The sequence below is a fragment of the uncultured Roseobacter sp. genome, assembly GCF_947495275.1.
Classification (GTDB): Bacteria; Pseudomonadota; Alphaproteobacteria; order Rhodobacterales; family Rhodobacteraceae; genus Roseobacter.
Genome location: NZ_CANLYL010000015.1, coordinates 20,490 through 43,914, shown reverse-complemented (window position 1 = coordinate 43,914; position 23,425 = coordinate 20,490). Strand labels below are relative to the sequence as shown.

The 23,425-nt window shown below is 54.8% G+C and carries 17 protein-coding genes; 12 read left to right on the top strand and 5 right to left on the bottom strand.

Annotation, left to right across the window (positions count from 1 at the left end):
• The first annotated feature begins 16 nt into the window (after positions 1-16).
• The 6 genes from Q0802_RS20955 to Q0802_RS20930 all read left to right on the top strand — a co-directional run bounded on the left by Q0802_RS20955 (position 17) and on the right by Q0802_RS20930 (position 6,642).
• Positions 17-733 (top strand): transglycosylase SLT domain-containing protein, encoded by a 717-nt coding sequence (locus Q0802_RS20955; protein WP_298921811.1) that lies wholly within the window; start codon positions 17-19, stop codon positions 731-733.
• The gene (gene flhA / locus Q0802_RS20950; RefSeq protein ID WP_298921810.1) at positions 730-2,814 is read left to right on the top strand and encodes a flagellar biosynthesis protein FlhA; all 2,085 of its coding nucleotides are present in this window, start codon (positions 730-732) and stop codon (positions 2,812-2,814) included. The genes Q0802_RS20955 and flhA overlap by 4 nt, the downstream gene beginning before the upstream one ends.
• Positions 2,811-3,581, top strand: coding sequence for a flagellar biosynthetic protein FliR (locus Q0802_RS20945; RefSeq protein WP_298921809.1), 771 nt, complete (start codon positions 2,811-2,813; stop codon positions 3,579-3,581). Before flhA ends, Q0802_RS20945 begins: the two co-directional genes overlap by 4 nt.
• A complete protein-coding gene (locus Q0802_RS20940; RefSeq protein WP_298921807.1) occupies positions 3,578-4,666 on the top strand; it encodes a flagellar type III secretion system protein FlhB in 1,089 nt (362 codons plus the stop codon). Before Q0802_RS20945 ends, Q0802_RS20940 begins: the two co-directional genes overlap by 4 nt.
• Positions 4,663-5,067, top strand: coding sequence for a hypothetical protein (locus Q0802_RS20935; protein ID WP_298921806.1), 405 nt, complete (start codon positions 4,663-4,665; stop codon positions 5,065-5,067). The genes Q0802_RS20940 and Q0802_RS20935 overlap by 4 nt, the downstream gene beginning before the upstream one ends.
• A gap of 264 nt (positions 5,068-5,331) precedes the next feature.
• Positions 5,332-6,642 (top strand): OmpA family protein, encoded by a 1,311-nt coding sequence (locus tag Q0802_RS20930; RefSeq protein WP_298921804.1) that lies wholly within the window; start codon positions 5,332-5,334, stop codon positions 6,640-6,642.
• On the opposite strand, the gene Q0802_RS20925 is transcribed toward Q0802_RS20930, so the two are convergent.
• From Q0802_RS20925 to Q0802_RS20905, 5 genes are read right to left on the bottom strand one after another with little or no spacing between them, the layout of a single operon-like run.
• Positions 6,635-8,173, bottom strand: a complete 1,539-nt coding sequence (locus Q0802_RS20925; RefSeq protein ID WP_298921803.1) for a methyl-accepting chemotaxis protein — start codon at positions 8,171-8,173, stop codon at positions 6,635-6,637. The two genes, Q0802_RS20930 and Q0802_RS20925, sit on opposite strands and share 8 nt — an antisense overlap.
• 7 nt (positions 8,174-8,180) lie before the next feature.
• Positions 8,181-10,403, bottom strand: coding sequence for a hypothetical protein (locus Q0802_RS20920; RefSeq protein ID WP_298921802.1), 2,223 nt, complete (start codon positions 10,401-10,403; stop codon positions 8,181-8,183).
• Positions 10,404-10,421: 18 nt separating this feature from the next.
• Positions 10,422-13,256 carry a hypothetical protein gene (locus Q0802_RS20915; protein ID WP_298921800.1) on the bottom strand — a complete coding sequence of 945 codons (2,835 nt, stop codon included), beginning with the start codon at positions 13,254-13,256 and terminating at the stop codon, positions 10,422-10,424.
• Positions 13,256-14,542, bottom strand: coding sequence for a serine protease (locus Q0802_RS20910; protein WP_298921798.1), 1,287 nt, complete (start codon positions 14,540-14,542; stop codon positions 13,256-13,258). Before Q0802_RS20910 ends, Q0802_RS20915 begins: the two co-directional genes overlap by 1 nt.
• On the bottom strand, positions 14,539-15,489 hold the full coding sequence (locus Q0802_RS20905) for a hypothetical protein (RefSeq protein ID WP_298921797.1): 951 nt from the start codon (positions 15,487-15,489) through the stop codon (positions 14,539-14,541). Before Q0802_RS20905 ends, Q0802_RS20910 begins: the two co-directional genes overlap by 4 nt.
• A gap of 192 nt (positions 15,490-15,681) precedes the next feature.
• Here Q0802_RS20905 and Q0802_RS20900 point away from each other — a divergent pair, with 192 nt between their 5' ends.
• The 6 genes from Q0802_RS20900 (at position 15,682) to Q0802_RS20875 (ending at position 23,419) form a co-directional block, all read left to right on the top strand.
• Positions 15,682-17,853, top strand: coding sequence for a hypothetical protein (locus Q0802_RS20900; protein ID WP_298921796.1), 2,172 nt, complete (start codon positions 15,682-15,684; stop codon positions 17,851-17,853).
• Between the two features lie 399 nt (positions 17,854-18,252).
• Positions 18,253-19,563, top strand: a complete 1,311-nt coding sequence (locus Q0802_RS20895) for an extracellular solute-binding protein (protein ID WP_298921795.1) — start codon at positions 18,253-18,255, stop codon at positions 19,561-19,563.
• 102 nt (positions 19,564-19,665) lie between these two features.
• Complete coding sequence (locus Q0802_RS20890) at positions 19,666-20,553, top strand: sugar ABC transporter permease (RefSeq protein WP_298921793.1); 888 nt, start codon at positions 19,666-19,668, stop codon at positions 20,551-20,553.
• Positions 20,554-21,363, top strand: coding sequence for a carbohydrate ABC transporter permease (locus Q0802_RS20885; RefSeq protein WP_298921791.1), 810 nt, complete (start codon positions 20,554-20,556; stop codon positions 21,361-21,363).
• A gap of 11 nt (positions 21,364-21,374) precedes the next feature.
• Positions 21,375-22,403, top strand: a complete 1,029-nt coding sequence (locus Q0802_RS20880) for an NAD(P)-dependent oxidoreductase (protein ID WP_298921789.1) — start codon at positions 21,375-21,377, stop codon at positions 22,401-22,403.
• Between the two features lie 11 nt (positions 22,404-22,414).
• Positions 22,415-23,419: an ABC transporter ATP-binding protein gene (locus Q0802_RS20875; RefSeq protein WP_298921788.1), complete on the top strand. Its 1,005-nt coding sequence runs from the start codon at positions 22,415-22,417 to the stop codon at positions 23,417-23,419.
• Positions 23,420-23,425: the final 6 nt, after the last annotated feature.

The following is a 23,425-nucleotide window of genomic DNA, read 5'->3' as shown; positions in this document are numbered from 1 at the left end:
GCTTTGAGGGATCAGAATGTCAATTGTTGAGCAGTTCAAGCATCTGTCATATTCGCGTTTGTTGGTTGTGCTCAGTTTAGTGTGCCTAAACGCGCCAGCGCATTCTGCAGAAGATAACTTATGCGACCAAGCAGCAGCCATAGCCGCCGAAGAAGCTGGCGTTCCATTAGAGATACTTCGTGCGATCAGTAGAACCGAGACAGGGCGAACAACAAATGGCCGCTTTGAGCCTTGGCCATGGGCAATTAATGTCGAGGGAAAGGGGCTTTGGCTAACGACCGAGGTCGCAGTCGTAGATTTCACTCGGAAACACCTCTCTTCTGGAAAAGAAAATATCGATATTGGATGCTTCCAACTGAATTATCGATGGCATGGCGACGCATTCGCCTCGATCTCGGAAATGTTCGACCCCGTCAGAAATGCTCAATATGCCGCCAAATTTTTGTCTGATCTCTTTGCTGAGAAAGGTGATTGGGTGTCGGCTGCGGGAGCATACCATTCGCGAACGCAAGAGCACGCAACACGTTATCAACGGAGGTTTTCAAGGGTGCTCTCGGGCTTGGGCGAACCGGGCCTTCAAACTGTCGACGCGGGTTTATTGCCATCTCAACAAAATCAATTCCCCCTATTGCGAAAAACTAATCATAAACCTTTGCGAGGATCTCTTGTTCCTCTGAGCGCAACGTCAGGCCGGTCGCTCCTTCGGCGTGGAACTAAAGGTAGCGGATTGTGAAAAACCTGTTTGACAAAGCTCTGTTTAACCCCACTATCCTCCTAGCGGTAGCTCTCATGGCCATCATCGTAATGATGATTTTGCCCATGCCGGCGTGGGTGTTGGACGTAGGGCTTGCAGCATCTTTTGCGTTGGCAATACTGATATTTACTGTCACTCTTTTCATAGAACGGCCGCTTGATTTTTCAGCTTTCCCTACAATTTTGCTAGCATCACTGATGTTAAGGCTGTCGTTAAATGTTTCATCGACCAAGTTGATTATTGGCCAGGGCCATACCGGGACAGATGCAGCAGGTGATGTCATTGAAGGCTTCGCTCAATTCGTCATGGGCGGCAGCGTCTTCTTGGGTCTTGTCGTATTCTGCGTACTTCTGATCGTTAACTTCATGGTAATCACCAAGGGCGCGACACGAATGGCGGAAGTCGGTGCGCGGTTTGCGCTGGACGGAATGCCAGGAAAACAACTCGCCATCGATAGCGATATGGCAGCGGGGGCGATAACGCATACAGAAGCACGCGAGAGACGCGAAAGAGAACAACAAGAAACCACCTTCTTCGGATCTTTGGATGGCGCGTCAAAATTTGTGAAAGGCGACGCGGTAGCAGGTTTGCTCATTACGCTGCTGAATCTCGTTGCGGGATTGGTGATGGGTGTTGCCGTCCATGGCATGCCTATCGGTCAGGCATTCGAAACATATTCAATTCTGACTGTTGGGGATGGGCTCGTATCCCAAATCCCTGCAGTTGTGATCTCGATAGCATCCGCTCTGTTGCTTGCTCGGGGCGGCGCCCAGGGTGCCACCGATCTCGCTGTCTTCAGCCAACTTGGGAAACACCCCTCTGCGATCGCAACTGTGGCCGCTCTAATGATCCTGTTTGCGTTGTTCCCCGGACTGCCTTTTGCACCATTCATATTTGGCGGCGCCTGTCTGGGCACAGCCGCATATTGGCTGCACCGACAAGCTAAGGCCTCACCGCAATTGTCAGAAACCGGTCCCACCGAAGAGGCATTGCCCAAAGACAAACCACTCGGAGATATTTTGGAACTGGATGACATTCACGTCGAATTCGCGCCAGATTTAGTAAACATGGTTCTTGATCCTGGAACGGGGCTAGATGCGCGTATCTCGAACATGCGTACGCATGTTGCTTCAGTTTTTGGTCTTATTCTGCCGGAGATCCGGCTGACCGATAATGCAGCATTGCCAGTCGGAACCTATGTGTTGCGAATCCAGGGCGTTGAACAAGCGCGTGCCGAAATTAACCCAGACCAAATACTCGCGCTCGTTCCAGATGGTTCGACCACTGCGCCCAATGGTACTGACACGACCGAACCAGTATACGGCGCACCTGCGAGATGGATAAACAACCGGGATCAAGAACAAGCCGCTCTTGACGGGCTCACGCTGGTTACACCTGCCGAAATTCTGGCTACGCATCTATTAGAAACTGTGAAGCGCAACTTCTCAAGATTGTTATCGCTCAAATCCTTGCGCCGACTGCTGTCAGAAATGGTAAACATTTCAGATCCCATCCGTGCCGAAGCAAATCGCAAACTACTCGATGAGATGATCCCGGACAAAGTGCCGGTTGATGTATTGCACGCCGTGCTGCGACTCTTGGTCGATGAACAGGTCTCAATCAGAAACCTTCCCTTGATCTTGGAGGCAACGGCCGAAGCACGGGCACAAAACGCGCAGCCTGAGGCGATTTGTGAACATGTCCGGCAGCGACTGGGCTTTCAGCTTGTTGCTGAGCTCAAAAGAGAGGATGGAACCTTACCACTTGTTCAACTTGCTCCAGAGTGGGAAGAAACATTTAATACCTATCAGGTCGAGGCAGATCGCGGACTCGACATCGCTCTGCCGCCAGATCTCTTCAATCAACTCGCTGAAAACGTTTCGGAAAAACTGCTCTCGGCAAGCCAAGATGGGATCAACGCAGCAATAGTCACGAACACTCGAAGAAGAAGATTCTTGCGGACTGTCATGCGCGCAAAAGGTATTTCCAATCCTGTTCTCTCCTTTGAGGAGATTGGTTTGGATGCCCGCCCTGCATTAGTCGGTGTTGTTGCTGCATGACTGCACTGGCGGAACTGATGCCAATTTTGAACGATGCGCTATGGCATGGTTTTTTGGTTTTCCTAAGGGTAGCGGCTTTGGCGTCGTTGTTACCAGCATTCGGAGAGCAATCTGTCCCTGCCCGCGTTAAACTAATCGTCGCCTTGGCCTTCACCGTGGCAGTGGCCCCAGCCATTGCACCCATACAAACACCTGTCGACCTGGGTAATTTCGTACTGGTGATGCTGCCGGAGATACTGGCCGGGTTGGCACTCGGTATCGGCATCAGATTATTTGTCTTGGCACTTCAGACCGCTGGTACGATCGCCGCACACTCGACATCGCTCTCGCAGGTTTTTGGCGGTGCGGGCGTGGACCCGATGCCTGCAATGGGATACGTGCTTATCATTGGCGGGTTGGCCTTGGCCGTGATGACGGGTTTGCACGTTAAGGCGGCGGAAATGATCATCCTGTCCTATGACTTCATGCCGATGGGAAAGTTTACGGACGGATCAGTCCTTTCCGAGTGGGGCGCTGCTCATGTCGCACGGGCCTTTACTCTTGCCTTCACCCTTGCCGCTCCTTTCATCATTCTGTCGGTTCTGTATAACGTCGCGCTTGGCGCTATAAATAAAGCGATGCCGCAACTCATGGTGGCTTTTGTTGGCGCACCAGTTATCACCGCGGGCGGCCTGTTTCTGCTTCTCGTGGCGTCGCCGCTCATCCTGTCTGTTTGGGTGGGCGTCATGGATGAATTCCTGAGCAACCCCTTTGGTCCACTCCCATGAGCGAGCAAGCCGACCAAAGTGACAAGACATATGATGCAACGCCTCAAAAACTCCTTGAGGCGCGAAAAAAAGGCGAGATCGCACGCTCAACAGAAGTGTTGACAGCTGCCGCCTACGCGGGCTTGTTACTTGCCTTTGTATCGGCAGGCAGCAGCGGTTTGATACAATTGGGGTCTTCCTTGATGGTCCTGATCGATCAATCTGCTCAACTTGCGCCGCTCTTTTTTGAAGGAACTGCGGCAGCGCCCACTCAAGGGCTACTAAGAAGCGTCATAAGCTCTCTGGCACCCATTTTCTTGTTACCTGCATTGGCAGTTTTATTGTGCCTCATTGCGCTCAAAGGGATTGTTTTCGCGCCTAATAAAATTGCGCCCAAACTGTCCAAGATCTCCATCATCTCAAATGCAAAAAACAAGTTTGGGCGAACTGGTCTTTTCCAATTTGTAATCAGTTTTGCGAAACTGCTGATTTACTCTGCGTGCCTGGCAATCTTCATCAACTCAAGATTGGAAGAAATGGTTTCGGTCCTACAGACCAACCCACGGATCGTTATCGTTCTCCTTGCCGAAATCTGTCTTTCCTTCCTTCTCGTCGTGGTCGTTGTCTCCGGAATAATCGGTGTCATTGATGCGACATGGCAGCACTTCGAGCATCTAAGAAAAAACATGATGTCACGAAAAGAAATCATGGATGAAACCAAAAACAGCGAAGGCGATCCGCACATGAAGCAGGAACGCCGACAACGCGCGCAATCCATCGCAGGGGCACAAATGATGGCGGATGTGCCGACTGCTGATGTGATTATTGTGAACCCAACGCATTTTGCGGTCGCATTGAAGTGGGATCGAAAGCCGGGTCAGGCACCAGAATGTGTTGCAAAAGGCGTCGACGAGATAGCCTTGCGGATAAGAGAAATCGCTGCGGAAAACAACGTACCCATTCACAGTGACCCTCCGACTGCCCGTGCCCTTCACGCAACCACCGAAATAGGCGATCAAATCGCACCGGATCACTATCGTGCGGTTGCAGCTGCCATAAGATTCGCAGAAACAATGCGTCAAAAAGCCAAGGCGCGTCCGTTTTGAAAATTGCTGAATTGGAACAGTTACGGAAACTGGTCGACGCCAGGTACCAGGTCAGGCAGCAAGCCTTTCGGTCTTTGCTGACCCGAGAAAACACACTGCGAAATGAATTAATCAAGTTAAGCGAACAAAAGCGCGCCTCCGAAAAGAATGGAGAGCTCCAGATGAGGGCTATTGGCGCTGACGTGATATGGAATGCTTGGTTGGAAAAAGCAAAAATATCTTTGAACATGCAGCTGGCATTGGTTCTGGCAGAAAAGGAGCAACATGTTCGACAAGTTAGACAGGCATTTGGAAAAGTGATGGCAGCTGATGAACTTCTGGATGATCAGCTATCCAGCCTCCAACGCAGCAAGAATGAAAGCCGGTTGGAGCAAGCTATTTCACAAACTGTTTTCAAATGAGCGAGCGCTCGGAATTGGCGTTCTCTGTCAGATTTGATCTTCGCAGCAGGTTTTCATAGATTTTCCCCGAGAACAACTTTGCTGGCTCGTTCCATTTCGCATGGGTCTACCGTCGCACCTAAGCTCGAAGTGCAAACAGGTGCCCGTTGACCTGCTCGCCATTTAACCCGCCATTTTGCAAGCCCCGGTTCAGAAAGCCTCGCAAAGTTCTTTCTAATTTGACGATGATTGTTCAAAGTCAACACGTAGAGCGGTGGGGGCGTTATGGATAATACGGATTCAGCAGATATCGAGATGGGCCCGGGCATGGATCTGGTGATTTCGCTTCTGGCTTTTGTGGTGGTTATCCTCACGCTCTTGGCTATTGAGCGCAAAGCCGAAGTTGCTTCACAAGCGCTAGGAAGCGCAAATATCGTGAGCATTCCAGCCGAAGAGTATCAGGAATTCCAAAGTTCGCAGGACATATTGGAAGGGCGTATTGTTGAGGTAGAAAACGATCTGGCGCGAAGTCAGGCAGAAGCGAATGCGGCGCGCGATGATGCCCGGGCGGCAGGCATTGCTCGCGATCTGGCACAATCCGAAGTTGATTCGTTGCGTGCAGAGATTACCGCTTCCGCAAACGCCGCGATTGATTTGGGCAAACAGTCAGATTTTCTTAGTCGCAGAGAGGGCGAGTTGACCAAGCGGTTGGATGAGCTTGGCCGGAGTTTGAATACAGCGCTAGCCTCGCTTGCTCAAAAAGAACGCGCGCTGAACGGACAGACCAAGCGCACCAATAAGCTTGTTGAGGAAAACAAACTGTTGGCGCAAAAATTGGCGGTGGAAGTACTAAACAAAGAATCAGCTTCCAATGCCGGGCAACAATCCACCAGCGAGGTGGACAATCTTAAACGCGCTTTGGAGCGACAACAGTCCGAAAACGCAGCACTCCTGGAGGACGCGAACGCGCAACTTTCGGCGTTTGACTCACGGATAGCTCAATTGCAGCAACTGCTGGATGCAGCCAACGAGCAGCTTCGGCTGCAAGAAAGGCGCATTGCCGTTAATTTGAACGACAGCAGCGATCTCGAAGTATTCGAGCAAGGTAAGGCAAATCTGACGCCCCGAGGTCGGATCGAAATGTACCGGCTGCTGCCGGGGCTGTTGAACAATATCGCGCTACAGAAAACCAATGTTGTACGCGTTGCGGGCCACGCGTCGCCCGAGCGCATGGCGCGGGGTATTCGCCGTGGTTTCGACAACAACCTCCAGCTTTCTGCGGAACGGGCCCTGACCATTGCATATGAATTAGCATCTTTGGGGGTGCCGATGCGCTGTATTGCGATCGAAGGGTACGGGCGCAGCCGTTCCGCGACCCTGCAGAATTTTCTGCAAGGATCACTGGATCTGGATAGTTTCGACAACATTTACTCCAAAGTGGATTCGACGCAGCGGCTCTTCTGGCGGCGGAGTTTTCCAAAAGAACGTCGTGTCGAGATTCTCGCCACCTTTGAGAAAGACGGACAATGCAGTTATCAACTGCTGCTGAATGGCTTTCGCAAAGCGGTTAACGAAGCGCGTAGCCGGGTCAGGTAGGCGTCTGTAGCCGCAAACCCAGTTCCTCCAGCAGGCCCGGTGCCATTTCTTCTATGAGCGGCGCATACAAGGGGAAGCCGCCATATAGTGCCGCGCCGGTCAACCCCAGCAGAATTAGAACCCAAACCCAACCACCTTTGCGCTTCCTTTTTGGCGCTTTGTCTTTGGCGGCCATGGTTTTCAGCTCGCGGGTCAGGGCCGAAATCGCAGCCGTCAGGTCAGCTTCACGTGCTAGGGATTCACCTTGCAGCTGGTCAAGCGTTGCGCCAACTTGGGTGTTGGATTTTGACAACGCGACAATGGTGTCGCTTAACTGCGAACGATCCTCGGCCATGCTCTCTACCATGGCTTCGCGTATCGTACCAAGATCGGTCGCAAGGGAATTGGCAAGATCAGCGGCATGATCTCGGGCTACCGTGGCATTGTCTTCCAACATTTTCCGAAAGTGGTCTGCCCATTTTTCTTCGAAGCCATGTAGGCTGTTCGTTGCTTCTGCAATTCGGTCGATTTGCGCGCGATGTCGGTTGCTGAGCTCTGAAAGATCATCGGTGCTGCGCGCAACAGCCTGCATGATCCTAGCGCTTTCGGTCGTGTGATCGCGGAAGGCCTCAGATGCGATGGTGACAGTACGCTCAACCTGCACCCCATGGCTTTCCATTTCACGCGCGTGGTTACGCATCTCCGATGTCAGATGATCGACTGTCTGCGAAAGGTCGCCTCCAAAACGGACGCGGGAAAATAACTGCCGAAGCGCCAAAGCCAGATCCTCGATCGCTCCGCGTAGTTTCTGGAAAGCGTTCTCAATCGCCAAACCCATGATCCCGATGACCAGCGCTGCCGCTAATCCAGCAATTGACGACGCAAAGGACACTGTGAGACCGCTCAGCAATTGGCCTATTGGAATATTGGTAATGTCCTTTTCGTCAAGTGCCGCCCCCACCGGTGCAAGCCCGAACAACAGGCCGAAGAACGTCAACAGGATGCCGATGCGCAGGGCAAAGCCGGACAGAGGGCGCAAGTTACCGCGGTGCCCCGCAAGTTCGGCTTCTATCACCTGTTTGGCGATCCCGTCGTCGGATCGCAAGGCGCGCGCGGTGTCGTAATATTTTACCACCAGTTTGGCGCAGATCGAATTGCGCGCTTCCGCTGGCACATAGCGAGGAGGTCGAACGTCGTCGGAACCCAGCGCTTCATCATCGCCGTCAAGCGTTTGCAGGTCATCGCGCACCAGCCTGAAAATCGCGATTGCGTAGCGATACTCAGCCGCGAATTTAACCAGAGTCACCGCTGCCAAGTACAGCGAAAGCAGTGTAAAAACGAGAAAAATAGCCAACGATACAAAAAAAGCACCTTTGCCTAGATACCAAAACTCACGCGGGGCCTGAATGACGAATAAGAAAGGCAGCAGCGTTGTTAAGGCAGCAGCCACGAGAAAATAAATCTTGCCTTCACCGAGATCGCGGCGAAAAACAGTTAGAATAAGCGGCAAGACGCTGTCCGCGAGGCCACGGACCCGATCACTATATGTCATGGCGCACCTACTTCTTGGACCAGCGGTTCTTGCGGGCGTCGTCTGTGCCATCCGCCGCTGTGTCTTCGGTCTTGGGGTCATGACCGATCTCGCCTTGGGGGCGGTTGTTTCGTTGTGCGCGCCGCGATTCCGCCATAGCGCGTTCAACCTCTGATAGGCTTTGGGCCTCGTTTTCGACGGCCTTGGTTCTTGCTGCCTGCAAATCTTCAAGGTGGATACGTTCGCCGGTAAGGTGGCTTCGTTCGTATTCCAACTCATGTTCTCGCCTGAGATCGTCGAGCGCTTTTTGGTGTCTCTGATTGGTCAAAGGTTGGGTAATCTTTTCGTCAATGACGCCTTGCTCAACCTCACTGTTGCCGCGCTCAATGCTCAGAAAATCGATTCCAACGCCGCGTGCGAGCAGGAGAGCGCCGACTTCATCGTTGAGCAAACGGATCAAGCTGGAATGGCTCTCAAGATCGTTGCAGCGCAACCCTTCGTGACTGCGGCCATCAAGCGCTGCAAGTACCCATCCCTCAATCTGACCCCAGAGTCTGTCCGGGTCGAGTTCCCGCAGGGCCAGATTGACCACATACTGCCGGTCGGGCGGCCTTAGTTCCGCCTTCAGCGTGAACGGTACCAGTGCTTCCTTGGGCCGCAATCCCGGTGACAGATCGTCGATGCCCGGAGCATCAGGCAGAACATCAACCACGAATTCCCGCGGGCCCTCGCGCAATAGCTGAGCCTGCTTTTCGCGGATCTCCGGGTCAATTTTAGTTACTTGAACGCGGCTGACGACAAACCCCAAATGGCTCAGAAGCCGGGCGGAAATCTCGCGCTCCAATTCGGCTTTGACGGGTTCACTGCGCTCGGTGTTATGCATGACTCGGTTATCGAGCGCTTCGAAGTGGGAAATGTAATCCTCCAGTTCGATCCCCTGCATCACCAGTTTTGCCGCTTCAACCCCGGTGTCTTTGATCTGTTGAGGTATGGGCTTTTTGTCACTTCCGGCTTGAAAGGCAGGTCCGACAGTCGGGAATTTGCCCTGAATGACCATGGAAAACACTGCATCATGGTCAGGATTAGTGGTGCCAAAACGCATCTGATCAACTTCAAACTCGCGTTTTGTCAGGTATCGCCATTCCGGAATCGTAGGTTCGACCAGGACAATACCAACCTTCAGGCCTTTCTCCTCAGCACGGCGAGACAGGCAGTCGCGCAACTTCGAGCTGACGGAATCGAAGTTATCGGGATTCAGGTCATCGGTATCGCGTTCGAATAGAATCTTATCAAAACAGGTTTTGAGATTTTTTTCTGTCCAACTGCGCAAACTGGGTAACTCGGCTTGCACGTAACGCTTGGCCCCATTTGCAGCGATAGACAGTTCGACTTTGGTGCGGAATGCAAAAACACGACCACTGTGTGAGCGCCATTCCGAAGGAAACGTGTCAATGAGCGTCTCTTGGAACTGCGATAGATCGCTTGTCAGCTCCATACGATCGATTTTCCAGCCAAAACGCAGGCAGGCGCCGTCGAGATGCTGTCTGAGGCGGTCCGCGAAAGCTTCGGTCTCACGGACACTGTCGAGCGTCTCGTGGCGCTCCACATAATCGCGTACGACTTCACGGATTTCGCTAATCCACGCGGTCTCATTCGCGGGCGGTTTAACTTCAGCTTTCCCCGCGTGATCAAGCCTGATGCCGACGGACACCGGCAGCGCCCAGTCCACATCGCGTGGGCGCACGTTGAAAGTTCCTGTCTTTACCTCGCGCGTTGTGTCTGGCAGGTCTCCGGTTTCGACCTGCACCTCAGCAAGGAAACCTTTTTCCTTGAGCGCCTTGCAGATGTCATCTTCGAGCTTCCCGCTGTTCAGCGTCATCCAAAGCGCCAGATCCTCAGGGCCCAAGGCATCGACCTGCGCCTGCATCACATCCTTGACCCAACCGCGGACACATTCGGTGGGTAGAGAGGGCGAGCTCGCCAAGGCCTCTACCGCTGTCTCACCCGGTTTGGGAATGGCCAGCCGCAAACGCACACTCGCTTTCAGAGTGCGTTTGGCCCGAAAGTCACGCAAGTCAATCGGTAGTTGTCCGACCTCAACCTTGCTGTCCAGGCGCATGAACCAGAGCGAGGAGCCGATGCTTCTTTCCAGTAGTTTCCGCGCAATCTGCCCGTCCGGGCGGGTCCGGATTTCAACCATGAAAGGCGGTAATTCTTCGCGCTTTTCGGCCTTCCGTATCAAATCGTCCATAGCGCTAATCAACACCGTCTAAATCTCCTTCGATATCACTTCCGAGCCGTATGAAATTTCGGAAAGACCTTCTATCAACATTTGAAATTCAGCGCGCTTTTCCTCAACCCAACCCCGGTAACACGCCCGTTTAGGTTGACTTGAAAAAACGTCATTGGCAAGTGGCAGGCTATCAAACAGGATCTTGCGGGCGGTGCGCCAATGCTGACGCAGCAGGCTGCAATCATGGCGGCTAAGATGGCGAGCGAGGTGACCGGGAAAGGCTTCGATATGCGCGCGGGCCTCCTCAATATCATCATCAGCAATATCATCGCCAAGTGCCAAAAACGGCCAGCGGCTAACCGCAAGCGAACGAACAAAGCTGGCGGTCGAAAAGTAGATGTCGGCGACTTCGTCTCGGGGATTGCCCTCGAGCGTGTCAATGATCGCCTGCAACGGTGCGCTGCTTGTTTCGTCTTGCCAAGCGGAACGGATTTTCGCGTCGGATCGGTTGACTCGGTCCACTAGATCTCGCGACAACGCCTTAAGCAAGAGACCCTGCACTTCCTCTTGGCTGGGGGGTGTGTGTTCGGCGCGAGCGTAGGCTTCAAAGCTGGAGCAAAGGATACGCGCCGCGTCTCCGAGAAAGTGGTTTTGTTGTTGTCCTTGCGTGGTGATTTGCAGCAAATCAATCTTGGCAGACCAAAGTGCTTTCACCATTTCCGAAGTTTCGCCTTCGCTCAGCGCTGAAAAAACACGCGCTCCCAGCAATTTGGAGCCAGAGGTCTCACCTCTTGTGAAGTCCAGTTTGATGGCGTCGTAGGTCAATCGCACATACATCAGTTCAAGAAAATAACGGGTGTCGCCGGCTTCCTGCCGATGGGCATAGTGATCCAGTACAAGTCGCTCGCGCACCTCGATGTCGTCGCGCATGGCATAATAGAGAACGTTGCGGGTCAGCTTGATCGCCACCGACGCGTCTGATCCGTTCTCCTTCGTATCGCTCAACCGTTGCAGTGCTTCGATAAAAACGTTGCGCTTGCTGCCACCGCCCGCGATCAGTTTCAAAAACGTGCTGGACATGTCGGCGGTTGGGTACTCGGGTTCGATACACAGATACAAAAGCGCAAAAATACCTGTCTGACAGACGCTGAAATCTTTCCGGAGACGGATATGGTCAACCATTATCCGGCGCGCAGTTTCCAGTAGTTCATCGCCGCGCCCGTGATCGCTTTCATGTTTCCAGTACATGTACAAAAGCCGTGTCGCAGGAAACGCGCGGTACATTATTTGTAATATGCTGCTGCTTTGCTTCGCAATCTCCTGCTCTTCCAACCCGGTCAGGGTTGCCGACCACAAATGCTCAAACCGAAACCCTGTGGGGTGAATTTGCGCAACTGCGAACAACATTTCGCTCAGCGTACGTACCATACTGCCGCCATCCATCCAGCTATCCGAACAGGTGGGATAAACTTTCAGGATGGCATTGCCTGTCTCGATTAGGCTTTTGGGGTAAAGCCGCCTGAGCATATCGGGCACCGAGCGCCCCTGAAGCATTTGAAAGCGCAGAATTTGACTACGTTCTGGCACGCCGTCTTCTTCTGAGTTGGGACCATGATCTTCGTGCACTTCGATGTTGCAACGATGCATTAGCGCATCAAACTGATCGGACCAAACTTGTACGGCTGCCACACTCTCTGGTTCAGACTTGGTGATGATGTGATTACCATCGGTTCCTTCGCGGGTTTCGACATGCGTCAGGCGGGGTTTTTGCAATGTCTCGTTTTTGAGAACCTCCGATCCCAAACGAAAAATCGTTTCGATCCTCGGACCATGCCTGTCGTCTGCGCTGAGCGCCATGAAGGTCATCAAAAGACGCACAAGGCTTGCATCCCATCCTTCGTTGAGTTTCGCGACAAATGTGGCATCGCGCGCAGCCTTGTCCTGCCGGGCGATATTGACCATTCGGGTCAGAAATTCGTTGTCGGTGATGGTGTTACCAGAGCTACCATATTCTTTTGAGAAGGTCAGCAGATCGTCGGCGATGCGCAGCTCCTGCGTTGCCTCGTCTCCGGCGGCCCGACGAAGTTCGCTCGCCGCCTGATGGATGGCCTGCGAAGAAATCCGCCCGCCTTCGCCAAACTGCGACAGATATGCCGCGATCCAATCAACCCTGACTGTCCCGGCAACATCAGCAGAAACGACATTCGGGGCCAGCGAGAACGCGCTTTGGCGGTCAATGGTGACCAAGACCCTGAGGTCAAATTTTTCGGCCAGGGTCTTAATTTCAAGAAGGCCCTTAGATGTATTGGGATTCGTTGCAAACTGGCGCTGTGTTAACGGTACAAAGATGATCTGCCCGGACAGAGCCGCACCATGATCGTCTAGTGCTAGGCTTAGGGACTTCGGGAATGCAACTTTGTCCCGGCCGGTGTCTGCGCGATGCAGATCAAGCTCTCCAAGGTGACTGTGCAAACAGGCCTGAGCCAGTTCCAGAGCAAAAAGCGGTGTTGCCATGACGACGAGTCGGTGGGTTTGCAGGGCCTGCAAGAGCGCGTCGGCATAGCCGGAAAGCGACTCATAGGTCGGATCAGCTGGCTCAGCCTTAAGAGCATAGGATTGGATCGCAGCGTCGCGATCAGAATCGTTAAGACGAAACTTGGGCAAGTCCGCTGCTTCCGGGTCTCCGCCCAGGACGCCGTTGGAGGTATCCGATCCCTCCTCGTCTGATATATCCGAATACTCCGTTTCCACCGGTGTTTCGCCAACTGGGGTATCTTCATCGACCTCATCTTCCACAGGTGACCTATCGGGTTCATCTACGACTTCCTCTGTGGGCTCTGCCTCGGGTTCTTTTGGTGAATCTTCGGTCATCATCTCTCCCATTTGGCGGCGGTTAGTGTTTGCTCCAATGCGTTTTGGGGCAAATCAAGACACACGCGTTGCACAACGCCACCTGTTTCGCCCAGACCAGACAAGGTGCGTTTGCGTGGCGGGCCTCCGATCTCAAGCGGCGGGGCGACAATACTCAGCGTGCCATCCGCTTCGCTGACCAACTCCCAATGCCCTAACGGAGCCATCTGAACGCCGAAAGGGCCCGGCAGGCCGCGCGGCGGCACTCGCTTTCCGACCAGCGTTTCGCGGCCCGCAGGCCAAGGCGGCGGGGCCTCTCGATCCGGGGGGGTATGAGCTGTGCGCCACTCATCAAAAGTTGGCAGGCGCAAGCGCCAACCGGGCCCGAGGTGGGCAAACAATCGCGGCAGGTCAGCAGGATTCAAGCCTGTCAACGCAGCGCCGGCGTTGGGCAGACCAATTGCGCCCAATGGCAACACGGATTGCGCCATCAGCACCGGTCTGCCATCTGCGTTTGGCACGAGAGTGAAACGCTGTTCCAGTTCAGCCATGGGCGGGCCGAGAAGGACGGTGGCATGTTTTCCCGGCAGTCCGAGTGCTCCGGCCCACAAGCGCTGGCTTTCGCTCGGGGTGGCCAAAGACCTACGGATCAGATCCCACCACGGTTTGATGACAGGCTGCACGTCATGCGCCCAAAGATAGTGAACAAGATGCGTGGCTCCCCGCACCTGCGAAAACCCCGCGCGCCCGCCCCTTTGCGATTGACCAACAATCGGCATCAGATCATGTTCGATCATCATGAAGGGTCCACCGCTATACCCTTCTTCCAAACCACCCTGCACCTCCAAAATCCCAGTTGCCGCGCCGGGCCGATCATGTTGCGGCATATCGAAGTGTTTTGGTTGAAATCGAGATAGCGAAAACTGATCTGTTCCTTCGCTGGCCGGGTAGCCCAAAGCGGCAACCAGATGGCCGTGTTGTGACAGGCTGCTGTCCTGCCCAAAGGCGAAAACGACAGGCTGGCCGATCTCTTCGGCGAGCCTGACAAGCGACAGATCGTGCTGGCGATCTTCATGGACAACTGCGCCCGACACAATCCGCCCGGCGATCTTAATCGAAAGCGTCTGGGCACCCTCGGTTACATGATGGGCTGTGAGCACCAGGCCATTTGCCACACAAACACCAGTACCAAGACAATCGAAATGCCTCTTGGTTCCAAATCCACCCGTCTTTCCAATTGCTGCAAGCCGTCGTCGTGCCCATGCATCGGCTCGTGCGCGCAGATTATCTGTTTTTATGTCGCTCACGCATAAAGCTCGGAAAGATACCGCGCGAGTTGTCGCTGCACATAGTCGCCACGCTCCAGCGCGTCTTGTTCAACCATTAACTGGTCTCCGGTCTCGTCCGCCTGACGCGCCGCATTATGAGCGTGGTCCATGAACAGATGACGGGCATAAAGACCTACCGGTTTGCCCACATAGGTCTCTGGTTCGGCCTCGGCACCGGGCCCGGCCAAAGCCTGCCGGACCGAAAAGAGCATCAAGCCTTCCAAGTCATCGCGCAGGCGCTTGGGAACGCTGAGAGACCGATTAGGGCCAACGGGCGCACCCCGGGCAACGGCTGCAAGTGTAGCCTTCAGGCGCTTGCTGTTCATGATTTCCATCTCGACCGCGTTCAGCTTTTCGATTGGCCCGTCGCTGCCGTCCACATATCCGATGACATGGGATAGCTGTCGGTATTGCGCGCGTACCGACGGGCGTAAGAACACGCGAAAATCATCCTCTTCCACAGCGGCTGTCAGCACACCCTTTCGGGTTTCGAAAAGGTCGCGCGGGCTCTTGGCAATACCGGCTTTGAGCTGTGCAAGCTCTGAGGCGTCGTCCAGAAGAGCTGGACGTTCCCGCCTGTGGGGCCTTAGCGGCGACATTGCGGCCCAGTAGCTGCTATGCGGTGATTGCGCAACGACCAGATGGGTGCCCGGGACGATATCTTTGGTGTCATCACCGGGCAAAATCTTGAACTCCTGCCGCCTGACGGCGACCCCGGGCGCTTCGGCCATCCGGGTGATGTCAATAAACTGGAGCGGAATTTCTTCCCCATACAGAAAGGCGCCATAGCCTTCTTGATCGGAGTCCGTGTTCAAAACGCGCGTGGCTGAAGTCAACATTACCTTTTCGAGTTTGCCAACAGGGCGTGATGTACCGAATTCGATGTCGCGTACATCGAAGACGTCCACAAAGCTCAATACACCCATTTATTAACCACCCCACAACACCCATCGACCCCGGGATCCCACTCCCATGCAATCAGATTTGCCGATTTGGGTAGAGCAGTCAATTTTTTTGCGTCCGGTCAAAGGCGCCGGTGGGAACAACGCGACACGTCATATCCCGGGAGGTTGTTCCGGGCTGGCTACGGGGACCCTCCTCCCCGCCGGAGACGATAAATGTCGGATACTCAAACCTCTAACCGAGGCCTTGGCTGGCCTCCCCTCTTTTACGTGCTGTTTTATGGACTGGGAGCTTTTATCATTTCGGCCTTTGGGCTGGATAGCGTAAACTCCCAAGGGCCCCTGCTCACAGCGCTGGCTGTCTATACCGGTGCTGCCATGCTGGGTCTGGGTGTCAGTCTCGCAGGCGGGCGCAACGCGGTGCGGGATCTTGTGCCCTCCCGCGCGGAGCTTTGCGCGTTGTTTTTCCCAATTCTAATGATCACAGGCAGTGGATTGCTGTTCTGGTATGTCGCGCTAGAAGTTTCAATTCTGGCCGTGACAGCCGCCCTGCCGATCAAGGTTGCGCTGGAACGCGAAGCAGCACTTTTGGTCTTTGGCGATGAAGACGGTACCAACGGCCTGCACGCGAAACGCCGCAAGGCACGTCGCGGGATCGACTTCGGCATGGCGCTTGCGCTCTTGCTGCTGGGCTTGATGGCCGCACATGGCAGCGAAGCCTGGACACTCGAAAAACTCGGTCTGCTGACTCTTTTGGTTGCCGGTGGCATCGTAAGCGAGTTGTCGATGCTCTGGGTTCAGAAAGGCAGCATGACCCGCAAGGGCAAGCCGCTGACACCCGCACGTCAGGTGTTTTACATCAACATCGGTGTCATCGCATTGGTACTGCCCGCTGTAGTGCTCTACGGTGCTCCCGGTGCTTTAGAAGGCGCATTCGCAGCTTGGCAGACACTGGCCCTGCTGGCCGCTGGCGCATTGGGTGTAGCTGTGCCGAACATTCTGCGATTGAACTTGTTTCGCCGCGGCGTACACGGATCGGAGTTGAGCGTTCTTGCCCTTGGCTTCCCCGGGGCAGCCTATGTGGTCAAGATCCTTGCGGTTGCCCTGGTCATGATCGCTGAAATGGTTGTGTCTGACCTGCCCCAAATCGCGGTATTGCAAAGCGCGTCATCTATGGCTGTTTGGGATTTGATCATCAGCCTCATGATCGGCGTTTTCGTCGTGGATCGTCTGGTTAGCGACTGGCGCCCCAGAAAGAAAGCGGCCGGAAATGCCGCTTTAGCCGAACCTCATGGTGCCTTGCAGGAACTGCCGTTGTCGTTGCAGATCAATCGCGCCGATGACGTCAAGGCTGATGCCTGGTCTGCGTATATGGAGGCTGAAACCCGGTTCTTGCAGCTGCCAACGACCCAGGCCCTAGAGGCAATGGCTAAGACACGGTCTCACCTCGGCTTGGATGGCTACAGAGCCTTGCCATCCAAACTGGTTACGAAGCTGCCTGAAGTTATGGCAGCTGGTGACGACGCAAACGGTCGGGCGTTGCTGGAGGGCCTGAACCGGTATGCTCAGGCGCGTCACGTCTTGATGAGCGATGCTGCCTTGTCTCCTCGCGATTTGCGCGATCGGGTTTGGGCAATGCACGAAGCTCATCTGGCCATCCTGCGTAATTCTTTGCCAACTGCGCGCTATGCGATGGTCGCTCCTGTCTTGCGCACACGTGTCAGCCTTCTGATTGGCCTTGAGCGCGGATTTGAAGTCGTTTCTCGTGTCAGTGCACCTGTTGCACGTTGGTTGGCAGCTGTCACCGGCGATACAGGTATCGAACGTTGGGCACATCGTACGGCGGGTATTCTGCGCCAGTTCTTCACCCATGAAGCGCTTCTATACACCGGTCTTGAAACCAGTTGGGGCTTTCGCTTCGTCATCCCGGGGACAGGCGGGATCGGGGCGAATATGGGCGGTTGGGTTATGTTCTACTCTGGCAGCCTTAAGAACTACCTTTCAGATGCTGTGCCCATGCGCATCAACCCCGGTTTCACTCTGGCCACTGCGGTCTTTGTCTGGACATTTAACCGTCCCGGCATCGGTTTCGGACCAAGTGTACCTTGGGGGAACGCTTATGTAGACGCGCACCGCTACAAGCTGCTCATCGGGTTTGATGGGGTCGGGTATGTGCGCACTGGCGAATGGCGTGGCCGCGGACCCTACAGCACGGTATCAGGCTCCCTGCCCTTTATGCCCGGGATCAGGATCACATGGAACGCCTCGGTTTTCAGCCCCGGTTTTGTGCCCCTAGTTCGCTATAGCACGCCCTTTGCCCAGCGCATGCAAAAACACGCAGAGGGTCTGACAAATTGGATTGCCAGCCCGTTCAAGCAAGGGAAATGAATCCATTCTAAAAACAGGCGGGTCCGCTTCTGCGGGCCTGCCATTTAACTTTTCAAGGCGCCCGTTGCCATAGTCTAGGCAAACCTATGTTCCTCAGTAGATATCTGGCCGATATTTCGAAATCGATTGCTGCTGAAGCTGCCAGGCCGGCGACAAAAAAAAATCGGAAAAACGACTGCTAAGCTGGTAGTCGCGCTGAATAGTCAAGTGAATTCCACCGCGATGGCGATCGCGACATCCTGACCAAAGAACTAAGTGGAAAATTTCAAAGTGAGCCACGCCCCTGGCTTCCTGGCAAATGCGAGGGCTGGTTTGGCGATACCATCAAAATGTATTCGTTTACATTTAAGATGTATTCGTTTACATAAATTTCTGAAAGTGATCCGTGGGAGGAAAATCATGAAAGCAATTATTGGAGCGAGTGCGCTGATCGCCGCGTTTCTAGCGCTGCCGATCTCGGCGCATGCACAATCTGAAGTGGTTGTCTGGGTGGCGGGTGAGCCGGGGCAGACAACCGTCTATGATGATCTCGCCGCAGCATTCAATGCACAGAATGCAGCCACGACCGTAACCGTCGTCAAGAATTCGTCAGACCTCTTTAACCCCGCACTTATTCCCGCCTTGTCTGCGGGGGAAGGGCCGGACCTTTTTTCTTTTGGCACTGGGCCGGGTCAACCCGCAGCGCTGATCGCCGGTGGATTGGTGGCTGATCTGACTGACGCTTATTTCGAGCACGGCTGGGGTGCAACGATCCCCGCTGGCATCGTGGCGCAGACCTCCAGTGACGGAAAGTTATGGGCCTTTGGCAATGAGGTCGAGACAACCGGCATGTTCTACAACAAAGCAATCTTTTCCGATCATGGTATTGAAGTGCCAACCAGTTGGGCAGAAATGGAGGTCGTCGTTTCCAAGCTGCAGCAGGCGGGGTTCGACACCCCCATCGGTCTTGGCGCGGCGGATAAATGGCCAATCTCCCACTGGCAATCCATGATGTTTGGTCGCTATGCAGGGCCGGAGGGCATCGAAAGCGTTCTCTTCGGGGATGGTGCGTGGACAGACGCACCCTTCGTCGCGGCCTCTGCCAAGCTACAGGAGATGGGTAAGGCCGGATGGTTCGGGCCAACGCCCGTCGCGATTGGCTACGGCGAATTGATGGATCGCTTCTGGGCTGGCGAAGTGCCGATGACCTTTACCGGGCCGTGGGTGATCGGCGGCGGAACAGAGGCTACCGGCGATCGGATTGGCGAATTCGGCGTCTTTGCTGTGCCACCTATCGAGGATGAGCAGAAAATCCATCCAACAAACTCGATCGGCAGTGGTTGGTACATCCGCGAAAGCTCTGAGAACAAGGAAGCTGCGATCGACTTCCTGAATTTTATGTTCACATCAACCGAAGGTCGGGTGGCTCTGCTGAATGCAGGCACGGTTCCTGTCGGACCGCTGGACACCGCTCTGGCCGAAGCGAAGATGCCAGTCCTTGCGGTCGACATCTGGAAAGCCTCCGATGATCACGCGGCAAACGGCTCGGTTCCGGCATTCCTAGATACGATCACACCGGGTAGCTTGACGACAGTGTCCTACGATGGCCTGCAAGCGTTGCTGCTGGACGTGATGACGGCGGAGGAGTTTGCTGCCGAGATGCAAAACGCCTGGGTCGCGGCGAAAGAAGCAGGTGAGATCATGCTGCCCGGCGGCATCGCCGAACGCTAGATTTGACGCACCAAATATTGCCTCCCCCGGGGAAACTCTTCCTTTCTCCGGGGGCGTGAACATCCGCCGCACAACTCAAACCATTCCGCCGGGAATAGCCGTATGTTTTCTTATCCGGACTCCAAATGGGCGCAGCGCCTGAACCCCGTTCTGTTCCTGCTGCCTGCTCTGACGATCTACGCTGTATTCGCCCTTTACCCAACCTATTCCGTGATCGAATACTCCTTCACGGATTGGGATGGAATCAGACCGGAACGTAACTTCGTCGGGCTAGAAAACTATCAACGCCTCTTCACAGACAAGATATTTTGGGAGGCGTTTCGGAATACCTTCATCTGGTCTGGCGTAATCATAGTGATTAATGTCGGTCTTGGGTTGGTGATCGCAGCGATGCTGGCGCGAGTCTGGAAGGCCCGGCTTTTGATCCAGACCTGCATTGTGCTTCCGGTGGTGATCTCGCCCATGGCGGTCGCCACAATCTGGCGCTGGATGTATCAGCCCGCAGGCGTCATCAATCAGGTGCTTGAGAACATTGGTTTGGGCGCTCTGGCGACCCCATGGCTCGGCAGCCCCGATGCCGTGCTCTACGCACTGGCCTTGGCACATAGCTGGTCGACCATTGGCCTCAGTGTCATCATCTTTCTGGCAGGGCTTCAGGCCGTGGACGAAGATCTCTATGAGGCGGCGCGCGTTGATGGTGCAAACCCGTTTCAGGCGTTCCGCTTCGTCACCCTTCCAGCACTGCGGCCCGTTACCGCTGTTGTCTTCATCCTGACGCTCACGCAGTCCTTCAAAGTGTTCGACATCGTCTGGGCCACAACACAGGGCGGCCCGATCCGATTTTCCGAAATTCTGTCGACCTACATGTACAAGCGCGGGGCGCTCGAGAACCAATATGGGTATGGCTCCGCCATTGGCGTCGCGCTTTTGGTGATCGTCAGCATCGCGACCATACTATACATGCAAATTCAGAATAGGGAGGACCGTTAGATGGGACGGTGGCTCCTTGTTTTCGTTTTGGGTGTCATCGCCATTTTGATGGTCTCACCGCTGATCCTAACGGTCTTCACATCGCTGAAACCCACGACGGAACTGGTGAACCCACCGTGGTATCCGCCGTTCAATCTGACGTTCGAGCATTATGTCCGTGTCTGGACCGAAGGCGGTTTCAGCCGTTATTTCTTCAACACGTTGGTGATTTCCGTGATCGACGCGCTGATGATGATCCTGATCGCTTCGCTCGCGGCCTACGCCATGGTTTTCATGGAGTTTCGGGGCAAGATTGTGCTGCAAGTGCTGTTTCTGATTGGCCTGATGATCCCTGTCACGGCCATCGTCTTGCCTCTGTTCCAGATTGTGCGGTCCTTCGGGTTGCTCAACACCCATCTCGGCGTGATCTTTGCCGACCTTGCGCTGGCAGTTTCGATCTTCGTGTTTATGTTTTCGTCCTATTTCATAGGTGTGCCCAAAGCGCTGCATGAGGCGGCGCGGATCGACGGTGCGACCGAATTTCAGATTTACCGGCGCGTTGTAATGCCAATCGCCACACCCGCCGTCGTGACCACGGCGCTTCTGGAGTTTCTATGGAGCTGGAACGACCTGCTGCTGCGGCTGCTGCTTATGACACAGGACCAGATGCGAACGCTATCGGTCGGGCTCCTGAACTTCCAAGGCACAATGACCCGCGATGTCACTGGCCTGTCCAGCGGCACTGTTATCATGGCGATCCCGGTCGTGATCCTGTTTCTCTTCTTTCAACGTCACTTCGTGCGCGGGATGACCGCAGGCGCGGTGAAATGAGGCAAATCCAAATGTCGAAACCACTTATCATTATGGACCAGCACTTTAGGCAGGTCGAAGAGCTGTTCCGACCAAGCGCATTTGCCGGATTAAGTGAGCACTGCGACATCCATGGCGGTGTGAACTGGCCCATGACGCGCGAGGATTTCCTTTTACGATTACCCGAAGCAGAGTTCGTCGTCGCAGCAAAACCAGAACTGGACCGGAGCGACTTGGACAAAGCGCCAAATCTCAAGGCAGTGATCGAAGTTTCGGGCACCTTCCAGACCGGCATCGACTATGAAGCCTGTTTCGAGCGCGATATAGAAGTTCTGTCTTGCGCGCCCGGGTTCCGCCGGTCGGTCGCGGAGATGGCCCTCGGACTGATGATTGCAGGTGGACGTGGCATCGTAGATGAGCACGAACGGTTTCGCGCAGGGTCAGAACGCTGGTTCAATGACAACCTCGGAACCGACTTCTCACTCTACGGGCAAAGCATCGGTTTTGTTGGTTTTGGGTCAATCGCGCAGGAATGTCTGCGCCTGCTCAAACCTTTTGCGCCAAGGGTCCATGCCTTCGATCCCTGGCTGAAAGCCGCTGGCGCGTCCTTCGATGACATGACTTTTGTCGCGCTAGAGGAGATTGTGAGAACCTGCCGCTGCATTGTCGTGGCAGCAACCCCCACAGAAGAGAATTACAAGTTGGTGTCGCGCGGGCTGATCGAACAGATGCGCCCAGGCACTTTGGTTGTCGTCATCAGTCGGTCACATCTTGTGGATTTTGACGCGCTAGTCGAGGCCGCTGATGCGGGCCGCATTCGGCTCGCCAGTGATGTGTTTCCACGCGAGCCTGTGTCGAAACGCGCAGAGATGCGACAGGCCGAAAATGTCATCTGGTCGCCGCATCGCGCGGCCGCCGTTGAAGGAGGGCGTCACCCGATCGGCGATATGATCCTGCATGATGTCGCGGCGATCCTTTCGGGATCGAAGGATCGGCTCCTGCAAGCTGCATCCCTGGCGACTGTCCGCAAAATCATTCGCGCCCCGCTGGTGGCAGGATAAGGGAGGAACAAATGGCTGGCGTAGAACTAAAAAACCTGTCGAAGGCTTACGGCGATGTTGAGGTCTTGCATGACATCAATCTGTCGATTGCCGACGGCGAATTTGTCGTTTTTGTCGGACCTTCGGGTTGTGGCAAGTCCACTTTACTCAGGATGATCGCTGGACTTGAAGAGGTCACGGGCGGCGACCTGATGATCGGCGGCAAACGTGCCAACGATCTGTCGCCACGCCAACGGGACATCGCGATGGTCTTCCAGTCATATGCGCTCTACCCGCAGATGACCGTGGCGGAAAACATGGGGTTTTCCCTGAGTCTAGAGCGCCGTTCGAAGGATGAGATCGCGCAAAAGGTGCAAGAAGCTGCGGACGCGCTCAAACTGGGTCCTTACCTTGACCGCAAACCCGGTCAGCTCTCGGGCGGTCAGCGCCAGCGTGTGGCCATTGGCCGTGCGATCGTACGCAAGCCGCAAGTCTTCTTGCTGGACGAGCCGTTATCGAATCTTGATGCCGCCTTGCGTTCGGAAACACGCGTCGAAATTAGCGAACTGCACCAGCGCATGGAAACAACTATGGTCTACGTCACCCATGATCAGGTCGAAGCCATGACCATGGCGGACCGGATCGTCGTCCTGAACGCTGGTAATATTGAACAGGTCGGCAGCCCGATGGAGCTCTATAACCACCCGGCAACAGAGTTTGTCGCCGGATTCATCGGTTCTCCGAAGATGAATTTCGTCAAAGGCCGATACGCCGATGCCGTAGGCGCCGCCACGCTCGGCGTTCGTCCTGAGCACTTTGCGATCGGTGCAGGTGACAATACTTGGGAGGGAAAAGTGACCTTGGTCGAACGCCTCGGCCATGACACCATTCTTTACGTGAAAGTCCCCGGTGCTGGAGTTTTGACTGTCAGTCTTGACGGGCAACATGACCAGCAAGTCGGAGAGACTGTTTACTTGCGCCCACAACCTGAATTCATTCATAAATTCAATGATAACGGCAGGCCTGTTGCCGCCTGATCAAGC

Excerpts from the sequence above, each read along its gene's own strand:
- Q0802_RS20955 (WP_298921811.1), top strand. The coding sequence starts at position 17 with ATGTCAATTGTTGAGCAGTTCAAGCATCTGTCATATTCGCGTTTGTTG.
- Q0802_RS20945 (WP_298921809.1), top strand. The coding sequence starts at position 2,811 with ATGACTGCACTGGCGGAACTGATGCCAATTTTGAACGATGCGCTATGG.
- Q0802_RS20940 (WP_298921807.1), top strand. The coding sequence starts at position 3,578 with ATGAGCGAGCAAGCCGACCAAAGTGACAAGACATATGATGCAACGCCT.
- Q0802_RS20930 (WP_298921804.1), top strand. The coding sequence starts at position 5,332 with ATGGATAATACGGATTCAGCAGATATCGAGATGGGCCCGGGCATGGAT.
- Q0802_RS20925 (WP_298921803.1), bottom strand. The coding sequence starts at position 8,173 with ATGACATATAGTGATCGGGTCCGTGGCCTCGCGGACAGCGTCTTGCCG.
- Q0802_RS20920 (WP_298921802.1), bottom strand. The coding sequence starts at position 10,403 with ATGGACGATTTGATACGGAAGGCCGAAAAGCGCGAAGAATTACCGCCT.
- Q0802_RS20915 (WP_298921800.1), bottom strand. The coding sequence starts at position 13,256 with ATGACCGAAGATTCACCAAAAGAACCCGAGGCAGAGCCCACAGAGGAA.
- Q0802_RS20905 (WP_298921797.1), bottom strand. The coding sequence starts at position 15,489 with ATGGGTGTATTGAGCTTTGTGGACGTCTTCGATGTACGCGACATCGAA.
- Q0802_RS20900 (WP_298921796.1), top strand. The coding sequence starts at position 15,682 with ATGTCGGATACTCAAACCTCTAACCGAGGCCTTGGCTGGCCTCCCCTC.
- Q0802_RS20895 (WP_298921795.1), top strand. The coding sequence starts at position 18,253 with ATGAAAGCAATTATTGGAGCGAGTGCGCTGATCGCCGCGTTTCTAGCG.
- Q0802_RS20890 (WP_298921793.1), top strand. The coding sequence starts at position 19,666 with ATGTTTTCTTATCCGGACTCCAAATGGGCGCAGCGCCTGAACCCCGTT.
- Q0802_RS20885 (WP_298921791.1), top strand. The coding sequence starts at position 20,554 with ATGGGACGGTGGCTCCTTGTTTTCGTTTTGGGTGTCATCGCCATTTTG.
- Q0802_RS20880 (WP_298921789.1), top strand. The coding sequence starts at position 21,375 with ATGTCGAAACCACTTATCATTATGGACCAGCACTTTAGGCAGGTCGAA.
- Q0802_RS20875 (WP_298921788.1), top strand. The coding sequence starts at position 22,415 with ATGGCTGGCGTAGAACTAAAAAACCTGTCGAAGGCTTACGGCGATGTT.